This window comes from Streptomyces sp. ICC1, assembly GCF_003287935.1.
GTDB lineage: Bacteria > Actinomycetota > Actinomycetes > Streptomycetales > Streptomycetaceae > Streptomyces > Streptomyces tritrimontium.
On the sequence record NZ_CP030287.1, the window covers coordinates 4,715,720 to 4,735,144 of the forward strand.

The window sequence follows — 19,425 nt, forward strand, 5'->3', positions numbered from 1 at the left end:
GGGGCCAAAGTTCACAGTTTCTCCTCCGAGGCCTGTACGTACACCGCGCCCTGTCCGGACAGCTCCAGCTGGAACGCCTCGCCCGAGCCGCGCCCCACCATGTCGCGCCACCCCAGCGCCGTGGACAGCTTGTTGCGGACCTCGCCGTGGTGGGCGACGTAGGCCTGCGGGTCCACGTGGACGGGCCGCTGCGGGGTGATCGGCAGCTGGATGACCCCGCCGTGGGCCATCACGGCCACCGAGCCGTGGCCCTTGAGGGTGGTGGTGAACAGGCCCTGCCCGCTCACCTGGCCGCGCACCATGCCCATGACCCCGCCCTGCGAGCCCATGAACATCGTGCCCTGCTGCAGGGTGCCGTCGAAGGCGAGCAGCCGGTCCGCCTCCACGTACAGGGTCTCGCCGGTCAGGCTGATCACCTGGATGTGGTGGCCGCCGTGGCCGAACATCACGGTGCCGCTGCCCTCGACCTCCATCAGCGGGGTCTGCTCGTTCGCCACGCGGCGCCCGATCATGCCCATCACACCGCCCTGGCCGCCGGTCAGGCTCGGGGTGAAGGAGACCTCGCCGCGGTACGCGAGCATCGCGCCGCGCTGGCTGTACATCTTCTGCCCGGGTACGACCTGGGCCTCGACCATCTTCGAGTTGATCTCGCGGAACGGCATCAGACGTCGCCCCCGATGGTGTTGCGCTCGCTGGGCTGCACGTACACCAGGCCCTCGCCCTCGAAGCGGATCTGGAAGGACTCGCCCGAGCCCTCGCCGATCAGCGTGCGGAAGTTCACACCGGACTGGAAGGACTGCTGGAGGTTGCCGGTGTGCGCGATGTACGCCCCCGGGTCGACGGAGAGCGGGTACTGGGCGCTGACGCGCAGCACCACCGCCGGGCCGTCGGACACGATCGCCGCCTGCCCGCTGCCCTCGACGGTCGTGGTGAACAGGCCGTTGCCCGTCGTCGCACCGCGCAGGCCGGTGAAGGACGTGCCGGTGCGCAGGCCGGAGTCGGTGCACAGCAGGTTGCTGGACTCGACGTACAGCTTGTCGCCTTGCAGATCGACCAGATTGATCTCGCTCGCCCGGTCGGCGAAGAAGCAGGTGCCGTGACCCTGCACTTCCATCACGGTCATCTGCTCGCCGGTGAGCCGCCGGGTCACCATGCCGCGGAGGCCTTCGCCGCCGCCTGTCATCTTTTTGAAGGCCATCTGGCCGTCGTACGCGACCATGGAGCCGTTTTTCGCTTTCACGGCGTCCCCGGTCAGGTCGACGGCGAGCACCTTGCTGCCTTGAAGTCGGAACTGAGCCACGGGAAGACGTTATCCGCAGCGGGCGGGACCGAACAGGGCCCGTTGGCCGATATCCGTCCCGATCCACCGGGAACGGGCCCCGCCACAAGATCGGCCGGGGCGGCTGAGACACTGGGACGGACCCCCGGCATCCACCCCGAAGGCTCCCCGTGGACATCAAGACCGCTTCCGCCCTGCACCGGCTGCGCCTCATCTCCGTACCGGAGGCGCTGTCGTTCCCGGCGCTGCTGATCTTCGGGTCGGTGCTGAGCCGGATCTCGGACATCGACTACCTGATGATGCCGCTCGGCATCCTCCACGGGATCCTGTTCGTCATCTACGCGGTGCTCCTGCTGGATGTCTGGATCACGGTGAAGTGGCCCCTGAAGAAGGTCGTGCTGTTCTTCCTGCTGGCGCTGGTGCCCTTCGGCGGGCTCTACGGCGACCGGCTGCTCAAGCGCGACGAGGCGGCGGGCGTGCTCGCGGCCCGTGCCCGTGAGGCGGCCCGCGCATGATGATCGCGTTCTCGGTGACCCCGCTGGGCGTCGGCGAGGAGGTCGGCGAGTACGTCGCCGACGCCGTCCGCGTCGTACGGGAGTCCGGGCTGCCGAACCGCACGGACGCCATGTTCACCACCATCGAAGGCGAGTGGGACGAGGTGATGGACGTGGTGAAGCGCGCGGTGGCGGCCGTGGAGGCGCGTGCACCGCGCGTCTCGGTGGTGATGAAGGTCGACATCCGCCCGGGCGTCACCGACGGACTCACGTCGAAGGTCGAAACGGTCGAGCGGCACCTCGCCGCCGGCTGACGCGCTCAGACTGCCTGGACGTGCACATCGGTCGGATTCGGTACGGCCAGATATGCGGCGATGTCCTCCGGGTCGCTGGTGAAGATCACCGCACTCGGGGGCCACACCTGGGCCAACACGGGCCCGAGGCACCCGTACGGCCCTGTGCGGGAGGACACGAAACGGAACCGCCCGCTCGGCCGAATCCAGATCGACACCTTCGCGAAACTCCCCTTACGTGGGGGTATCGCCTCGGTTTCGAGCACTGGAGGGACCGTGCCGCCGGACGCCTTCGACTACGAGACCCACAGCCTCCTCGCCGGCCCGTACGGGGAGCCGGATCCCACGGCCGCCTACCGGGTGGAGTACCGCTCCCTGCTCTCGCGCGAAGAGCTCCGCACCCGAATACGGGCCGTCGTCCTCATGACGCTCGCCCCGCTCGCCGCCGCCGGCCTGCTCCTCTACCTCGTCTGGCCGTCCCACTGGACCGTCCGCGAGGGCGGTGACCGCTGGCTCGTCCGGCTCGACGCCGTGATGCTCGGATCCATCGCCCTGATCATGCTCTTCACGCTGGTCAACGTGGTCTCGATCGCCCACGCCACGATGGTCGCCCGGGACCCGGTCCCCGTCCCCGCCGAACCCGGCACCCGCGTCGCCTTCCTCACCACCTACGTGCCCGGCAAGGAGCCGCTCGCCATGGCGGCCGCCACCTTGCGCGGCGCGGTGGGGATCCGCCACGACGGACCGCTCGACGTCTGGCTGCTCGACGAGGGCGACGACGCCGGGGCCAAGGAGCTGTGCGCGGAGCTCGGCGTGCACCACTTCACCCGCAAGGGCGTCGCCGAGTGGAACACCGCCCGGGGCGCGCACCGGGCGAGGACCAAGCACGGCAACTACAACTCCTGGCTGGCCCGGCACGGCGACGCCTACGACTTCCTCGCCTCCGTCGACACCGACCACGTACCGCTCCCGAACTACCTGGAGCGGATGCTCGGCTTCTTCCGCGACCCCGACACCGCCTTCGTCGTCGGCCCGCAGGTCTACGGCAACTACACCGCCTCCGTGACCAAGGCGGCCGAGTCCCAGCAGTACCTCTTCCACGCCCTGATCCAGCGCGCGGGCAACCGCTACGGCGCCCCCATGTTCGTCGGCACCAACAACGCCGTGCGGATCGCGGCCCTGCAGCAGGTCGGCGGGCTCTACGACTCCCTCACCGAGGACATGGCGACCGGCTTCGAGCTGCACCGCCGCCGCAACCCCGCCACCGGGCGGTTCTGGCGCTCCGTCTACACCCCCGACGTGCTCGCCGTGGGGGAGGGGCCGACCACGTGGACCGACTTCTTCACGCAGCAGCTGCGCTGGTCGAGGGGGACGTACGAGACCCTGCTGAGGCAGTACTGGCGCGGCTGCTTGCGGATGCCTCCGGGCCGCTGGCTCAACTACACCCTGATGCTCGTCTACTACCCGATGACCGCCGTCAACTGGCTGCTCGGCATCCTCAGCTGCGTCCTCTACCTGTGGTTCGGCGCCTCCGGGACCCAGGTCTCCTCCGAGGTCTGGCTGATGCTCTACACCGACGCCGCCGCCCTCCAGGTCGGCCTGTACCTGTGGAACCGCCGCCACAACGTCTCGCCCCACGAGCCCGCCGGATCCGGCGGGCTGGCCGGCATGGCGATGTCCGCGGTCTGCGCGCCCGTCTACCTCAAGTCCCTCGGCTCGGCGCTGCTGCGCACCGAGGGCCGTTTCATCGTCACCCCCAAGGGCGGCGGCGCCAGCACCGACCGCCCGGCGGCCTTCCGCCTCCACCTGCTGTGGGCCGCCGTGCTCGCCGTCTCGCTCGCGGCCTCCGTGCGCTACGACCACACGCACGCGGCCATGCGCGTCTGGGCGGTCCTCGCGCTGGCCGTCGCCCTCGCACCGCCCGCGGTGTGGGCCGCGACGGTGCTGCGGGCCCGGGCGGCCGGGCCCGCGCGGGGCCGGGAGCCCGAGCCGGGCCGGGAGCCCGAGCCGGGCCGGGAGCCCGAGCCGGGCGGGGAGCCGGAGCCGGCGTTCGCGACGGGCACGGGAGGGAACTGAGCCATGGCCCACCGCCCTTCGAAGCAGTTCAGGAAGACGGCCCTGGGCACCGGCGCCGTCGCCCTGCTGGTCGCGCTCAACGCCCCCGCGGCGCTCTCCTTCGCCGAGGGCAGGTACCACTCGTACAAGATCGGACAGTCCAGCTACCGCGTGCAGTACGGCTCGTGGGCACTGGTCGGGCTGCCCGACGAGTACAAGATCAACGCCATGCACGCGGCGCTGCTGCGCACCGGCAAGGTGCTGCTGATCGCCGGCTCCGGCAACGACCAGAGGAACTTCGACAAGGGCACCTTCTCCACCGTCCTGTGGGACCCGGCGGACGACACCTTCAAGAAGATCCCGACCCCGGAGGACTTCTTCTGCTCCGGGCACAGCCAGCTGCCCGACGGACAACTGCTCGTCGCGGGCGGGACCGCGCGCTACGAGGTGCTGGGCGGGAAGGTGACCCGCGGGGGCGGCCGCATGCGGGTCAAGAACGAGAGCCCGGACAAGGCGGTGAGACTGCCGAAGGGGACCGTCTTCCGGTCCCCGTCCGGCGTGGAGTACGTCTCGAAGTTCGAGGTCTCCGTCCCCAAGGCCACCCGGCGGTTCGAGATCGCCTACGGGAGCGGCGGGCGGATGATGCCGTGGCAGACGAAGGTGGTGGCCGCCGAGGCCAGGGTCTTCGTCGAGGCCGTGGAGGAGGGCGCCGCGGGGCTGACGACCCAGGCCGCGCAGTACGCGGTGGCGGGCCTCACCGGCGGGGACGCCCGCAACGTCTACGGGCTCGCCGAGCGGCTCAGCGCCGACAAGCAGGACTTCCAGGGCATCAAGTCCGCCTACGAGTTCGACCCGGTGGCGGAGAAGTACGTCCCCGTCGACCCGATGAGGGACGCCCGCTGGTACCCGACGCTGGTGGGGCTGGAGGACGGGCGGGTGCTCGCCGTGTCCGGGCTCAACGACGTGGGCGACGTCGTGCCGGGCGACAACGAGTACTACGACCCGCGGACGAAGAAGTGGAGCAAGGGGCCCTTCCGCTACTTCCCGACCTACCCGTCCCTCTTCCTCACCCAGGGCGGCAAACTGCTCTACACCGGGTCCAACGCGGGCTACGGCCCCAAGGACAAGGGCCGCGAGCCGGGGGTGTGGGACCTGCGCACGAACGTGTTCCGCAAGGTCGCCGGACTGGCCGACCCGGACCAGCTGGAGACCTCCTCGTCCGTGCTGCTGGCCCCGGCCCAGGACCAGAAGGTGATGGTGCTCGGCGGCGGCGGGGTCGGCGAGTCCGGGCTGGCGACGGCCCGGACGGCGGTCGTGGACCTCAAGCAGGACACCCCGGTCTTCCGCTCGACCGCCCGGCTGCCCCGCGGCGTGCGCTACCTCAACAGCGTGCTGCTGCCCGACGACTCCGTCTTCACCACCGGGGGCTCCGCCGATTACCGGGGCCGCGGCGCGAGCGACATCCGCAAGGCGCAGTTCTACTACCCGCGCACCGACACCTTCGTGCCCGCGGCCGACCCGACGGTGGGCCGCAACTACCACTCCGAGGCGCTGCTGCTGCCTGACGGGCGGGTGGCGACCTTCGGCTCCGACCCGCTCTTCGCGGACAAGGACAACACCAGGCTGGGCAGGTTCGAACACCGGCTGGAGGTGTACACCCCGCCCTACCTCCACCGGGACCCGGCGCTGCGGCCGGTGCTGGGGAAGGGGCCCGAGGAGGTCGGGCTCGGCGGCTCCGCCACCTTCGAGGCGCCGGGGGCGGAGCGGATCGAGCGGGCCCGGCTGATGCGGCCGAGCGCCGTCACGCACACCACGGACGTGGAGCAGCGGTCGGTCGAGCTCGGGCTGGCGAAGACGGCGGGCGCGGTGACGGTCACCGTGCCGAAGGACCCGACGCTGGTTCCGCCCGGCTGGTACATGCTCTTCGTGACCGACGCGGACGGGACCCCGTCGGTGGCCAAGTGGGTCCGGGTGCGGGAGGCTCCCGCACCCGCCGCGGAGCCGGAGTCCGGGGACGGCTGGATGGGCTCGCCGAGGGACCGGTCGCCACGCTCCCCGCAAGGCTAGTGCTGTGACCGGAAAGGTTCACCGGGTCGCGGCGCCCGGCACGGCACCTCGCCGCGTTGTCGGACCACACCGGTACGTCCAGTACGAGGCGTGGTCCTCCGCCTTGCGATGCACCGCACCGAACACCGCGACCCGGCAAACCTTTCCGGCCACAGCACTAGGCCGACTTAGTCCGTGGAGCGGCGGGCCAGGCCGAGGGCGTAGTCCGGCCACCAGGTGCCGGACCGCGGGCCGCCGCGGCACGGGCCGTCGGACTCTCCGGGCCGCTTGATCCAGAGGTACGCGTCCACGAGCGGGTCGCCCGTCACGTCGGTCGGCGGCGTGCCCAGCGCCCGGCCCGGCGGGTTGCACCAGGACTCCTGCCGGCTGCCGCGCAGCGGGCCCTCGCCGTTGCGGCTGGTGTCGATGACGAAGTGCTTCCCCTTGGCGGCCTCGGAGATCGCGGCGCCGTACTCCCGGCCGGCCGCGCTGGGCTGGAAGTTGGAGACGTTGAGGGAGAAGCCGTCGGCGCGCTCCAGCCCGGCCTTGTAGAGGGGGCCGACCAGTTTCCCGGGGTCAGGGATCCAGTCCGGGTTGCCGGCGTCCAGGTAGACCTTGGTGTTCTTGTTGCGCTTGAGCCGGTCGACGGCCTCGGAGAGCAGTTGGAGGCGCTCGCCGTGGTGGCCGGCCGGGGTGCAGCCGTCGACCATGTGCGGGACCGCGTCCGGCTCCAGGATGACCAGGGCCTTCGTGTCCGCGATGTTGTCGGCGAAGGCACCGATCCAGCGGCGGTAGGCGGTGGCGTCCCGGGCTCCGCCGGCCGAGTGCAGGCCGCAGTCGCGGTACGGGATGTTGTACGCGGTGAGGACGAGGGTGCGGCCGGCCGCGCGGGCGCTCGCGCGGGCCCGGCGGATCTCGGGGCCGGGATCGTCCCCGGATCCCCACAGGGCCATCGGCCGGTCCGAGATCCGGCGCAGCACCTGGGCGTCGCTGTTGCGGCCCTGCGCCTCCCAGGCGGCGACCTGCCGGGCGGCGTCGCTCTGGGGGTCCACCCAGAACGGGGACTCGTCGACGATGCCGACGGCCGCGGAGCCGGGATCCGGGCCCCCCGTCCGCCCCGCGGCCGTCGCCGCCGCGAGGGCGAGGACGGGGAAGCGGGGGGCGGGGGGCGGGGCGGGCTGGGGGGGCTTGGGCATGGGGGGGGCGAGGTGGCGGACGAAGCCCTGCTCGTGGGCGGCGGGGGGGAGCAGCTGGCTGGCGGAGAGCGCGGAGGGGAGCTCGACGGCGAGGACGGCGGCCCTGGCGCGGCGGAGCTCGCCCTCCAGGGCGTCGAGGTCGCGGTCCCAGGAGGCGATGGCGCGGGCGTCCTCCGGGGTGAGGCCGGCCGGCGCGGCGGGGCGCGGCTCCGCCGGGGCCTCGTCCCGGGCCTGCGGCCACAGGTCCTGCCCGGCGGGCGCCGGGGCCCGCGGCCAGAGGTCGCCGGCGCCGTCGTCGGCGGGAGCGGCCTCGGGCCGGAGGTCGTCGTCGGCGGGGCCGGGGTCCGGCCAGGCGGGCTCCTCCTCGTACGCCGGGTCCTCGCAGTCCGGGGGCCAGAGGTAGCCGTCCTCGTCCGGGGACGCGGACGTGTACGGGGACGGGGACGGGGACGCCTGCGTCGACGCCGGCGCCCGTGGGGAGGCGGCCGCGGCGGTCAGGTGGGATTCGACGAGGGCCGCCGCCGCGCGGCGCAGGGCCAGGGACCCGGGGTCGAGCGGGAGGGGCCAGGAGGTGTCCGGGGTGGACTCGGTGGCCAGGGCCGGGTTCTCGGCGCCGGATTCCGGGGTGTCGGCCCAGGCCTCGATCTCGCCGTGGCCGGACACGCAGTGGTCGTACAGCGCGGAGAGGAAGGCGGAGGGGCCGCGCGGCTTCTTCTGTGTCGGACCCCACCAGTGGCCCGAGGCCAGGAGGAGCGAGCGGGGCCGGGTGAAGGTGACGTAGCCGAGGCGGAGCTCCTCGACGGCCTTGTGGGACTTGAGGGCGGACTTGAAGGCCTTCATGCCCTGCGAGGTCCACTCCGGGGCGGGCGGCAGGGTCGGCGCGTCCCCGCGCAGGGCGTACGGGAGGACCTTCGCGTACGAGGTCCAGGCCTCCGGGGCCTTCTCCTTGGGGAAGGAGCCCGCGCACAGGTCGGGGACCACCACCACGTCCCACTCCAGGCCCTTGGACTTGTGGGCCGTGAGCACCTTGACCGTGTTCTCCCCGCCGGGCAGCGCGTGGTCCAGGCCCTTCTCGTACTGGGCGGCCGTGCGCAGGAAGGCCAGGAAGGCCAGGAGGGAGGCCTCGCCGTCGAGGGAGGCGAAGCCGGCCGCCACGTCCATGAAGCTCGACAGGGTCTCCCGGCGGCGGGCCGCCAGCGCGTGCGGGGACGCGGCCAGTTCCACATCGAGGCCGGTCGCCGACAGCACCCGGTGCAGTACGTCCATCAGCGGGTCCGCGAGTGAGCGCCGCAGGTCCCGCAGCTCCTGCGCGAGGTGGGCGAACCGGACCCGGGCGGCGGCGGAGAAGGGGAGCTCGTCGGGGCCGGAGCCCGAACCGGAGCCCGGGCCCGAACCGGAACCGGATCCGGAGCCGTCGAGGAACGTTTCGAGCGCATCGGCCAGTGACACGATCTCCGCCGGGTCCACGCCCTCCACGGCCGCCGCCAGGCGGTCGTCGGCGTCGCCCTCGCCGCCCGGCCCGCGGGCGATCAGCGTGCGCGCCCGGCGGCCCAGCAGTGCCAGGTCCCGCGCGCCGATCCGCCAGCGCGGCCCGATGAGCAGCCGGACCAGGGAGGCGTTGGCGCCCGGGTCCTGGAGGACCTCGCAGACGGCGACGAGGTCCGCGACCTCCGGGAGGTGGAGGAGCCCGGCGAGCCCGACCACCTCGACGGGGACGTCCCGCTCGACCAGGACCGCCTGGATGCGCGCGAAGTCCCCGGCCGAGCGGCACAGGACGGCGATCTCGCGCGGCTCCGTACCCGTGCGGACCAGGTGGGCGACGGAGTCGCCGAGCCAGTCGAGCTCCTGCGCGTGGGTCTCCAGCAGGGCGCAGCGCACCGTGCCGTCGTACTCGGCGCCCGGCGCGGGGCGCAGGGCCTCGACGCCCTCGTGCATCGCGCGGAGCGGGGCGGCCAGCTCGTTGGCCAGCTCGAGCAGGCGGCCGCCGCTGCGCCGGTTCTCGCTGAGGGAGAAGCGGGTGGCGGGGCTGCCGTCGGCGTGCGGGAAGTGCTCCGGGAAGTCGTCGAGGTTGGCCACGGAGGCGCCGCGCCAGCCGTAGATGGCCTGGCAGGGGTCGCCGACGGCGGTCACCGCGTGCCCGGTGCCCGCGCCGAACAGCCCGGACAGCAGCAGTCGCTGCGCGACGGAGGTGTCCTGGTACTCATCGAGCAGCACCACGCGGAACTCCTCGCGCAGCAGCGCCCCGACCTCGGGCCGGGTGGTGGCGAGCTGTGCGGAGAGGGCTATCTGGTCGCTGAAGTCGAGGAGGTCGCGGGATCGTTTGGCGGTGCGGTAGCGCTCGGTCAGTTCCAGCAGTTCGAGCCGGCCGCGCACGGCCTCGGGCACCTTGCGCAGGTCCTCGTTGCTCAGCTTGGTGCCGGCGAGGACGGAGAGCAGCTCCGTGTCGTACGCGCGCAGCCGCTCCGGCGGTACGAGGTGCTCGGAGAGCTCCCCGTCGAGCGCGAGCAGGTCGCTGACCAGGTCGGGAAGGGATTTGGTGAGCGCCGGATACGGTCCGGGGGCCTCGCGGAGCACCCGGGCGGCGAGCTGGAAGCGGGTGGCGTCGGCGAGGAGCCGGGCGCTGGGCTCCAGCCCGATGCGCAGGCCGTGGTCCTTCAGGAGCTGTCCGGCGAAGGCGTGGTACGTCGAGATGCGGGGCTCGCCGCCCGCCGAGTCGGCCTCGGCCGGGGAGGGGTCCGGATCGCTGATGCCGGCCCGCGCCAGGGCCCCGCGCACGCGCTCGGCGAGCTCGCCGGCGGCCTTGTTGGTGAAGGTCAGGCCGAGGACCTGCTCGGGCGCGACCGCGCCGGTGCCGACGAGCCACACCACGCGGGCGGCCATGACGGTGGTCTTGCCGGATCCGGCGCCGGCCACGATGACCTGCGGGGCCGCGGGGGCCGTGACGCACGCCATCTGTTCGGGCGTGAAGGGGATCCCCAGGAGCTCCTTGAGCTGCTCGGGATCGGTGAGTACCGGAGGGGCGGGCGGACGCGCGGACACGTAAAAAGGCTAGCCGCCCGCACCGACACTCCCCGCCGTCGGCCGGACTACTCCACCGTCTGGCGGCCTTCGGGACGGGCGCTGCACGCGTTGCGGAAGGAGCAGTGGTCGCAGTGCTTGCCGAGGACGGGGGCGAAGCGCTCCTCCAGGACCCGGCCGGCGGCGGTGGCGAGGAGGTCGCCGACCCACTCCCCGGAGGAGCCGCCCTCCAGGGCCTGCTGCGCCTGGATCTTGGGGACCGTGTCGCCGCCCTCGCGCTGGGCGGCGCCCTGGCGCAGCTGCACGAGCTCGGCGCCGCCCGGTTCGGGGCGCAGTCCCTCGAAGACCTCGTCGACGGCGCCCTCGCGCACGGCGAGCTGGTAGACGGCGAGCTGCGGGTGGCGGTCGACCTCCTTGGCCGTCGGCGCGGACTTGCCGGTCTTGAAGTCGACGACGTACGCGCGGCCCTGCGGGTCCGCCTCGACGCGGTCCATGGAGCCCCGGACGCGGACGGCGTACTCGCCCGCTTCGAGCGTGACGTCGAAGTCGTGCTCCGTGGCCACGGTCGCCCGGCCCCCGCGGTCGGTGGTGTGCCAGCGCAGGAAGCGCTCCAGGGCGGCGCGGGCGTTGTCCTTCTCCTGGCGCGATTTCCAGGGGGCGTCGAAGGCGAGCGAGTCCCAGACGGTGTCGAGGCGTTCCATCAGGACGGCGAGGTCGGCGGGGGTACGGCCGGAGGCGACCTCGTCGGCGAGGACGTGGACGACGTTGCCGAAGCCCTGGGCGGCGGTGGAGGGGGCGTCGGCCTTGACCTCGCGGCCCAGGAACCACTGGAGGGAGCAGGTGTTGGCGAGCTGGTCCAGGGCGGAGCCGGACAGGGCGACGGGGCGGTCCCGGTCGCGGAGCGGGACGCTGCTGCGGGTGGGCTCGTACAGGCCCCACCAGCGCTGCGGGTGCGCGGCGGGGACGAGCGGGCGGTCCTCGTCGTCGGTGAGCACGGCGAGGCGGGCGAGGCGGCGGGCGGCGGCCTCGCGGAGCGCGGGCGAGGCGGCGGGGTCGACGGTGGTGGCGCGGAGCTCGGCGACGAGCGCGGGGACCGCCAGGGGGCGGCGGGGGCGTCCGGTGACGTCCTTGACGGGTGTGCCGAGCTCGGTGAGGAAGCGGGAGGGCTGGTCCCCGTCGTCGGCGGGGGCCTTGACGGCGGTGACGACGAGGCGGTCACGGGCGCGGGTGGCGGCGACGTAGAAGAGGCGGCGCTCCTCGGAGAGGGGCGCGCCGGGGGTGAGGGGCTCGGCGAGGCCGTCGCGTCCGATGCGGTCGGCTTCGAGGAGGGAGCCGCGGCGGCGCAGGTCCGGCCAGAGCCCTTCCTGTACGCCGGCGACGACGACGAGGGACCACTCCAGGCCCTTGGAGCGGTGCGCGGTCATGAGGCGGACGGCCTCGCGGCGGGTGGCGCGGGGGGTGAGGGTGTCGCCCGCGATGTCCTCGGCTTCGAGCTGCTCGAGGAAGTTGAGCGCGCCCGCTCCGCCGGTGCGCTCCTCCGCGCGGGCGGCGGTGTCGAAGAGCGCGCAGACGGCGTCGAGGTCGCGGTCGGCGTTGCGGCCGCCGGGCCCGCCCCGGCGGGCGCCGCGCTCCAGGCGCTGCGGCCAGGGGGTGCCGTCCCAGAGGGTCCACAGGACCTCTTCGGCGGTGCCGCCGCCGGCGAGGAGTTCGCGGGCCTTGCGCAGCAGGAGGCCGAGGCGCTGCGCTCCGCGGGCGTAGGAGGGGTCGTGCGCGACGAGCCGTTCGGGCTCGGCGAGGGCGCGGGCGAGGAGTACGTCGGAGGGGGCGGGGGTCTTGATCCCGGCGGCCCGCTCCTCGTCGCGCAGGGCGCGGCCGAGGCGGCGCAGGTCGGCGGAGTCCATGCCGCCGAGCGGCGAGGCGAGCAGGACGAGCGCGGCCTCGACCCCGATCCACCCCTCGTCCCGGGCGTCGGCGTCGGCGGGCGCGTCGGCCGGGTCCGGCGCCCGGTCGGCGTCGGCGGGCCCGGCGGCTTCCGCGCCCTCGGCGGCGTCGCCCGCCCCGGCCGCCTCGGCGGACCCGGCCGGCCCGGCGGACCCGGCCGGCCCGGCGGACCCGGCCGGCTCGGCGGCTTCGGCCCCCTCGGCGGGCTCGGCGGCTTCGGCCGGCTCGGCGGACCCGGCGACTTCGGCCGGCTCTGCTGGCTCGGCGGACCCGGCGGCTTCGGCCCCCTCGGCGGCTTCGGAGGGCTCGGCGGGTTCGGCCGGCTCGGCGGGTTCGGAGGGTTCGGCCGGCTCGGCGGGTTCGGAGGGCTCGGCGGGTTCGGAGGGCTTCGCGGCCGGTTCCGGCCCCGGGGCGGTTTCCGCTCCGGTCAGCGCGAGGATGCGCAGGGCCGTCAGGAGGGGGGCCACGGCGGGTTCGTGGCGCAGCGGGGTGTCCGTGCCGTCCGTCTCGGCCGGGACTCCCGCCGCGATCAGCGCGCGGCGCATCTGCGGGAGGGTGCGGCCGCCCGCGCGGACCAGGACGGCCATGTCCTGCCACGGCACGCCCTCCTCCAGGTGGGCCCGGCGCAGGATGTCGGCGATGTTGTCGAGTTCCGCGCCCGCGGTCGGGTAGGTGGACACCTCGACCCGGCCGCCCTCGCGGGTCGACGCGAGCGCGCGGTGGGCCCGTACCGCCGCCGAGGGCAGGCGCGGCATCGGCATGCGCGCGGTCAGCTGCCGGGTGGCGGCCAGCAGCACGGAGGACGAGCGGCGCGAGACGGTGAGGGCCCGCACGGCCGCGCCCGGGAAGGAGGTCTCGAAGTCCAGGATGTTGTTGATGTCGGCGCCGCGGAAGGCGTAGATCGACTGGTCCGGGTCGCCGAAGGCGGTCAGCCGGCCGGCCGGACCGGCCAGCGCGCGCAGCAGCCGCAGCTGCGAGGCGTCCGTGTCCTGGTACTCGTCGACGTAGATCACGTCGTACAGGGAGGACACCTCGGGCGTGCGCTCGGCCAGCAGCACGGCGCGGTGCAGCAGTTCGGCGTAGTCCAGGGTGCCCTGGAGGTCCAGGACGTCCAGGTACTCGGAGAGGAAGGCCGCGGCCGCCTTCCAGTCCGGGCGGCCCAGGCGCGAGGCGAAGTCGGAGAGGGCGGCCGGTCCCAGCCCCAGCTCGCGCGCGCGGGCCAGCACCGCGCGGACCTCGTCGGCGAAACCGCGCGTGGTCAGCGCGGCCCGCAGGTCGTCCGGCCAGCGGATGGCGGCGCCGGGGCGGATCCGGCGCTGGCCCTCCAGCAGGGAGCGGACCATGACGTCCTGCTCCGGACCGGAGAGCAGCCGCAGCGGGTCCGCGAACAGGTCGGTGTCCTGGTGGGCGCGGACCAGTCCGTAGCAGAAGGAGTGGAAGGTGGTGGCCTGCGGGGCGCGGGCGCCGCCGAGCCGCAGGGCGGTCCGGTCGCGCAGTTCCACCGCGGCCTTGCGGCTGAAGGTGAGGATCAGGACGCGGGCGGGGTCGGTGCCGGCCTCCACGCGGGCGGCGACGGCCTCGACCAGTGTGGTGGTCTTGCCGGAGCCCGGTCCGGCGAGCACCAGCAGCGGGCCGCCCGTGTGGTCAACCACCGCGCGCTGTGCTGCGTCCAGCACAGGGGGATCCACCCGCTGCGGCCCGGTGCGCACCAGGCGGTACGCGTCGGGGGTCCGCATGCGCCGCCGCTCGGAGCGGTGGCCGTCGGAGGAAGAGGTGTTCACGTGGGGTGCCGGTCCTGGTGGGTCTGCGGGCGTCGCGGTGGTGCCGGCCGGAGCCGAAGAGGCAACGCTACGGCAACCCGCGCGCCCCGCGCAGTGCCATCCGGTCCCACGCATCCCTCGTACGGGGCTTCGGACGTCCCTTCGACCGCCCGTTCGGGCCGCACATGGCCGAAGCTGTCAGATGTGACCTTCGTCCCGCGCTGCGTCCCCGCCGTGCCCGTCCCAGCGCGCCCGCCGCATGTCGAGGCGCGGTTCGCCGTCACCGGTCAGGCGCAGCGCGGTGGCCTCGGCGCGGTAGTGCTCCAGCGCGCGCGCCTCACTGCCGGGCAGCGGGCGGCCGTCCGCCCGCACCACGCGCCACCAGGGCACGGCTCCCCCGTACAGCGCCATCACGCGGCCGACCTGGCGGGGGCCTCCCTCGCCGAGCCACTCGGCGATGTCGCCGTACGTCATCACCCGGCCGGGCGGAATCCGCTCGGCCGCCTCCAGCACCCGCTCCGCGTACGCGGGCAGCTCTTCGCTCATTCGGCCCATGGTGCCGCACGGGACGGGCACGGGTGTGGAAGCCCGGGTTCCGTACCGGCTCGCACCCTGATGCCCCGGTCGGCCGCCGGTCCGTGCCACCATCTTCCGGGCGGTGACGCGTGATACGTGATCAAAAAGAGACGGCAGTGACGGGAAGGGAGCAGGGTGTGAGTCCTCCGGACGGAGACTCCAGAGACGCCGGGGACTCCACGGGCGCCGGAGACACCAAGGGCCCCGAGAACCCCGCGGCCGGGGACCCCGCGGCCGAGGACTCGCCGGGCCACCCGGACTCCACGGGCCCCACGGGCCCCACAGGCCCCACAGGCCCCACAGGCTCCCCGGCGCCCGCGGCCCCGCACGACCACACGCCGGCCGCCGTCGACCAGGTCGAAGTGGACGAACCGCTGCTGGCCGCCCGCGTGCACCGCCCGTCCGACCTCGTCCGGCTCCTCGTCGGCATCCTGGGCATCGCCCTGGTCCTCGGCATCGCCGCCTTCGCCCAGCGCACCACCGCGGGTCTGGAGCAGGACATCAGCGACGGCACCGGCCAGGCGCCGGACATGCTGATCAAGGTCGCCGGACTGGTGTCCAGCATCGCCGTGCTCCTCGTGCCGGTGGCCTTCGCCATCGAGCGGCTGATCAAACGCGACGGGCTGCGCATCGCCGACGGCGTGCTCGCCGCCGTCCTCGCGCACGGCGTCACCCTCGCCACCGACCTGTGGGTCTCCCAAGCGGCCTCCGAGACCATCCAGGACGCCCTGACCCGCCCCACCGGAGCCGGCGGGGCCCTCACCGACCCGGTGCACGGCTATCTCGCGCCCGTGATCGCGTACATGACGGCGGTCGGGATGACCCGGCGGCCGCGCTGGCGGGTCGCGCTGTGGGTGGTCCTGCTGCTGGACGCCTTCGCGATGCTGGTCAGCGGCTACACCACGCCCTTCTCGATCGTCCTGACCGTGCTGATCGGCTGGAGCGTCGCGTACGGAACGCTGTACGCGGTCGGCTCTCCGAACGTGCGGCCCACCGGGCAGAACCTCCTCGCCGGGCTGCGCCGGGTCGGCTTCCAGCCGGTCAGCGCGATGCGGGCCGAGTCCCCCGAGGGGCCCGACAGCACGGATGTCAGCGACCGCGGCCGGCGCTACCACGTCACGTTGGAGGACGGCCCGCCGCTCGACGTCACCGTCGTCGACCGGGAGCAGCAGGCCCACGGTTTCTACTACCGGGTCTGGCGCCGGCTGACGCTGCGCGGCATCACCACCCGGCGCAGCCTGCAGTCGCTGCGCCAGGCCCTGGAGCAGGAGGCACTGCTCGCGTACGCGGCCATCGCCGCCGGGGCCAACGCGCCCAAGCTCATCGCCACCTCCGAGCTGGGCCCGGACGCCGTGATGCTCGTCTACGAGCACCTGGGCGGCCGGAGCCTGGACCAGCTGGCCGACGAGGAGATCACCGACGAGCTGAGCCGCAACGCGTGGCAGCAGGTACGGGCGCTGCAGTCGCGGCGGATCGCGCACCGGCGGCTGACCGGGGACGCCCTGGTGGTGGATCGTTCCGGCACCGGCACCACCGGCACCATCACCCTGACCGACATGCGCGGCGGCGAGATCGCGGCCGGCGACCTCGTGCTGCGCATGGACATCGCGCAGTTGCTCACCACCCTCGGCCTGCGGGTCGGCGCCGAGCGTTCGGTCGCCTCGGCGGTGTCGGTGCTCGGTCCGGACGCGGTGGCGGACTGCCTGCCGCTGCTCCAGCCGATCGCGCTGAGCCGCTCCACCCGGGCGACGCTGCGCAGGCTCGCGCGGGAGCGAGCGGACCGGGAGCGGGAAGCGGTACTAGAGTCCTCGCGGGCGGCGAAGGCGGCGCGCGGGGCCGACTCCGCCTCGTCCGCGGCGCGCTCGGCGGCCGACCGCAAGGCCGAGAAGAAGGCGCTGGACGATGCGCTCGACGGGGCCCGCGAGGAGGACCTGCTGAGCCAGATCCGCCAGCAGGTGCTGTTGATCCGCCCGCAGGCGCCGGTGGAGCCGGCCCGGCTGGAGCGGATCCGGCCGCGCACCCTGGTGTCGTTCATCGCGGGCGCCTTCGGTGCGTACTTCCTGATCACGCAGCTCGCGCACGTGGACTTCGGGACGACCATCAGCGACGCGCGGTGGGGCTGGGTCGGGGCGGCGCTGGGCTTCTCCGCGCTGACCTACTTCGCCGCGGCGATGAGCCTGCTGGGCTTCGTGCCCGAGCGGGTGCCGTTCCTGCGGACGGTACTGGCGCAGGTCGCCGGATCCTTCGTGAAGCTGGTGGCGCCGGCGGCGGTCGGCGGGGTCGCGCTGAACACCCGCTTCCTGCAGCGGGCGGGGATCCGGCCGGGGCTGGCGGTGGCCAGTGTCGGCGCCTCGCAGCTCTTCGGCCTGGCCAGCCACATCCTGCTGCTGCTGTCCTTCGGCTATCTGACGGGGACGGAGAAGACGCCGGAGATGACCCCGTCGAGGACGGTCATCGCGGGTCTGCTCACGGTGGCGGTGCTGGTGCTGGTGGTCACGGCCGTGCCGTTCCTGCGCAAGTTCGTGGCGACCCGGGTACGGGCGCTGTTCGCCGGAGTGGTCCCGCGCATGCTGGACGTGCTCCAGCGGCCGCAGAAGCTCCTGACGGGCATCGGCGGGATGCTGCTGCTGACCGGCTGCTTCGTGATGTGCCTGGACGCCTCGATCCGCGCCTTCGGCGGCGGCGAGGCCATCAGTTACGCGAGCATCGCGGTCGTCTTCCTGGCGGGCAACGCCCTCGGTTCGGCGGCGCCGACCCCGGGCGGCATCGGCGCGGTGGAGACCACGCTGACGCTGGGCCTGATCGCGGCGGGGCTGGACGGGCAGGTCGCCGCGGCGTCGGTCCTGCTGTTCCGGGTGATGACGTTCTGGCTGCCGGTGCTGCCGGGGTGGATCTCGTTCAACTTCCTGACGCGCAAGGAAGCGATCTAAAGCCTTGGAGTCCTGTCGGTGACCCTGCCTAGGGTGGCCGGATGAACGGGATACGGATCGTCGCGGACCGGGCCGAGTGGCGCAAAGGCTTCGAGGAGCGGGTGCTCTGCGGGTACCGGGCCGCGGGCTGCTCGGAGCCGCTGGCCAGGGCCCTGCTGGACAAGGCGCTGAAGGGGATCGACGACTGGACGGTGGCCACCGACGGCACCGGGTGGATCGCGGTCGGGGTGGACGGGGACGGCGGGGCGGCCGTCGGCCGGATCCACGATCTGACGGCGGTGGCCGGGGGCGCGGCGGCCGGACGCGCGTGGGCCGAGCGCTGGTGCGCCGGGCAGGGCGCCCGGCGGGTGGAGGTCCGGCTCACCGGCGGAGCCGGAGCGGCGGCCTTCGCCGACTACCCCGTACGGGGCCAGAACCGGATGCGGGCGGCGGCCGAGCGGCCCGGGCTGCCGGCGGGCCTGACGGTGCGCCCGCTCACCGAGGCGGAGTACCCGGGCTGGTACGCCGGCGAGGAGGCCGCGTACGTCGCGGACATCGTCCGGGCCGGAGCCCTGACCGCGGAGCAGGCCAAAGCCAAGTCCGACGAGGACTTCGCCCGCTTCCTGCCGCGGGGCATGCGGACCCCGGGGCACGCCTTCTACGCGCTGGAGGCCGGCGGTCAGGTGATCGGCACGGGCTGGGTCAACCACGGGTTCCTGCCGGGCGTGACCTTCGGCTTCTCGCTGGAGGTGTACGAGGAGCACCGCGGCAAGGGCTACGGCCGGGCGGCGATGGCGGTGGGCGAGTGGGCCACCCGGCAGGGCGGGGACGAGGCCATGATGTTCAACGTCTTCGGCGGCAACAAGGTCGCGATGGGCCTGTACGACAGCACCGGATTCGCCGTGCTGGACGAGATCCGCTCGCGCGCGCTCTGACGGTCAGAAGACCAGCAGGAGCGCGGTGAGCAGGCCCGCCGAGGCGGCTAGCTCGATCGCCCCGACCACCGGCACCCTGACCCCGCGCCCGGGCAGGGCGACCGCGCGGGCCAGGTAGGCCGCGAAGGGGATCGCCAGCCACGGGGAGAGCAGGGCCGCCAGGGGCACGGCCGCCGCGTGCCAGGCCACGGAACCGCACAGGTGCGTACGGGAGCCGCGCTCCCTGATCATCGTCTTCACGTACGGCACCGTGCCCCCGAAGTACAGCAGGCAGGCGGCGGCGGGCGCCCACGGCAGGCCGCCGCCGCCCAGCCGCGCGGCGACCAGCAGCATCCCGCACGCCGGGACCACCGCGGCCAGCCCGTTCACCAGGGCCCGCTCGCGGTTGCGGGAGGCGTACCGGGTGTTCACCGCGAGGAAGGGCGCCGCCGCCGCACCGGCGAGCAGCAGCCAGGGGTGCAGCACCACCAGCGGGATGCCCGCGAGCGCGCTCGCGGCGCCGAGGACGAGTGCCGGGCGGACGTGGCGCCGGGCCACCGCCGGACGCCGCGCCGCGACCTTGCGCAGGCGCAGCCACTGCTGTGCGTGGAAGACCGCGGCGTAGCCGAGCAGCCAGGCCGCCAGGAGCGCCGCGTGCCGCGGGCCGGGGTGCGGGGAGAGGAACGTGCCCGCGAGGAACGGCACGGTGAGCATCGCCCACGCCCCGTGCTGGTCCGGGATCCAGGAGGCGTTCTTCGGCGGCACGTTCCCGGCCTTTCGCTCGACGGAATTCGGAAATTGGCATTCGGAGCCGTAATTTTCCGGTTCCGCCCCGGAGTTGACCCTTTTCAGGGTGGCATCCACTCGGCCTGTGAAAGACCGGAATTAGGTCATGGCCGTACGGGACCTTTGTCATCGGATTCGCCCCGGGGCCGGGCGTAGCG

At 73.8% G+C, this 19,425-nt stretch carries 12 protein-coding genes; 6 read left to right on the forward strand and 6 right to left on the reverse strand.

The genetic code is table 11. From position 1 onward, the window contains the following. Positions 1-11: 11 nt before the first annotated feature. Positions 12-662: an AIM24 family protein gene (locus DRB96_RS22215; RefSeq protein WP_112450032.1), complete on the reverse strand. Its 651-nt coding sequence runs from the start codon at positions 660-662 to the stop codon at positions 12-14. Next, positions 662-1,300 (reverse strand): AIM24 family protein, encoded by a 639-nt coding sequence (locus DRB96_RS22220; protein WP_112450033.1) that lies wholly within the window; start codon positions 1,298-1,300, stop codon positions 662-664. The genes DRB96_RS22215 and DRB96_RS22220 overlap by 1 nt, the downstream gene beginning before the upstream one ends. A gap of 149 nt (positions 1,301-1,449) precedes the next feature. Here DRB96_RS22220 and DRB96_RS22225 point away from each other — a divergent pair, with 149 nt between their 5' ends. The 4 genes from DRB96_RS22225 to DRB96_RS22240 all read left to right on the forward strand — a co-directional run bounded on the left by DRB96_RS22225 (position 1,450) and on the right by DRB96_RS22240 (position 6,188). Next, positions 1,450-1,794: a DUF3817 domain-containing protein gene (locus DRB96_RS22225; RefSeq protein WP_112450034.1), complete on the forward strand. Its 345-nt coding sequence runs from the start codon at positions 1,450-1,452 to the stop codon at positions 1,792-1,794. Beyond that, the gene (locus DRB96_RS22230) at positions 1,791-2,087 is read left to right on the forward strand and encodes an MTH1187 family thiamine-binding protein (RefSeq protein WP_112450035.1); all 297 of its coding nucleotides are present in this window, start codon (positions 1,791-1,793) and stop codon (positions 2,085-2,087) included. Before DRB96_RS22225 ends, DRB96_RS22230 begins: the two co-directional genes overlap by 4 nt. A gap of 255 nt (positions 2,088-2,342) precedes the next feature. Further along, complete coding sequence (locus DRB96_RS22235) at positions 2,343-4,142, forward strand: cellulose synthase catalytic subunit (RefSeq protein ID WP_239515967.1); 1,800 nt, start codon at positions 2,343-2,345, stop codon at positions 4,140-4,142. 3 nt (positions 4,143-4,145) lie between these two features. Then, positions 4,146-6,188: a kelch motif-containing protein gene (locus DRB96_RS22240; protein ID WP_112450037.1), complete on the forward strand. Its 2,043-nt coding sequence runs from the start codon at positions 4,146-4,148 to the stop codon at positions 6,186-6,188. Positions 6,189-6,355: 167 nt separating this feature from the next. On the opposite strand, the gene DRB96_RS22245 is transcribed toward DRB96_RS22240, so the two are convergent. From DRB96_RS22245 to DRB96_RS22255, 3 genes are all read right to left on the reverse strand, one after another. Continuing rightward, a complete protein-coding gene (locus DRB96_RS22245) occupies positions 6,356-10,402 on the reverse strand; it encodes a glycoside hydrolase family 6 protein (RefSeq protein WP_112450038.1) in 4,047 nt (1,348 codons plus the stop codon). Positions 10,403-10,449: 47 nt separating this feature from the next. Then, positions 10,450-14,058: an ATP-dependent DNA helicase gene (locus DRB96_RS22250; RefSeq protein WP_204358057.1), complete on the reverse strand. Its 3,609-nt coding sequence runs from the start codon at positions 14,056-14,058 to the stop codon at positions 10,450-10,452. Positions 14,059-14,280: 222 nt separating this feature from the next. After that, positions 14,281-14,637 carry an MGMT family protein gene (locus DRB96_RS22255; RefSeq protein WP_239516150.1) on the reverse strand — a complete coding sequence of 119 codons (357 nt, stop codon included), beginning with the start codon at positions 14,635-14,637 and terminating at the stop codon, positions 14,281-14,283. Between the two features lie 158 nt (positions 14,638-14,795). Between DRB96_RS22255 and DRB96_RS22260 the strand changes: the two genes are divergently transcribed. Then, a complete protein-coding gene (locus DRB96_RS22260; RefSeq protein ID WP_239516151.1) occupies positions 14,796-17,588 on the forward strand; it encodes a lysylphosphatidylglycerol synthase transmembrane domain-containing protein in 2,793 nt (930 codons plus the stop codon). A 41-nt stretch (positions 17,589-17,629) separates the two neighbouring features. Next, on the forward strand, positions 17,630-18,502 hold the full coding sequence (locus DRB96_RS22265) for a GNAT family N-acetyltransferase (RefSeq protein ID WP_112450040.1): 873 nt from the start codon (positions 17,630-17,632) through the stop codon (positions 18,500-18,502). Between the two features lie 3 nt (positions 18,503-18,505). Here DRB96_RS22265 and DRB96_RS22270 read toward each other — a convergent pair whose 3' ends face one another. Further along, positions 18,506-19,246 carry a YwiC-like family protein gene (locus tag DRB96_RS22270; protein WP_239516152.1) on the reverse strand — a complete coding sequence of 247 codons (741 nt, stop codon included), beginning with the start codon at positions 19,244-19,246 and terminating at the stop codon, positions 18,506-18,508. Positions 19,247-19,425: the final 179 nt, after the last annotated feature.

Coding starts and splice junctions, on each gene's coding strand:
- DRB96_RS22215 (WP_112450032.1), bottom strand. CDS start 662: ATGCCGTTCCGCGAGATCAACTCGAAGATGGTCGAGGCCCAGGTCGTA.
- DRB96_RS22230 (WP_112450035.1), top strand. CDS start 1,791: ATGATGATCGCGTTCTCGGTGACCCCGCTGGGCGTCGGCGAGGAGGTC.
- DRB96_RS22240 (WP_112450037.1), top strand. CDS start 4,146: ATGGCCCACCGCCCTTCGAAGCAGTTCAGGAAGACGGCCCTGGGCACC.
- DRB96_RS22250 (WP_204358057.1), bottom strand. CDS start 14,058: ATGCGGACCCCCGACGCGTACCGCCTGGTGCGCACCGGGCCGCAGCGG.
- DRB96_RS22255 (WP_239516150.1), bottom strand. CDS start 14,637: ATGGGCCGAATGAGCGAAGAGCTGCCCGCGTACGCGGAGCGGGTGCTG.
- DRB96_RS22265 (WP_112450040.1), top strand. CDS start 17,630: ATGAACGGGATACGGATCGTCGCGGACCGGGCCGAGTGGCGCAAAGGC.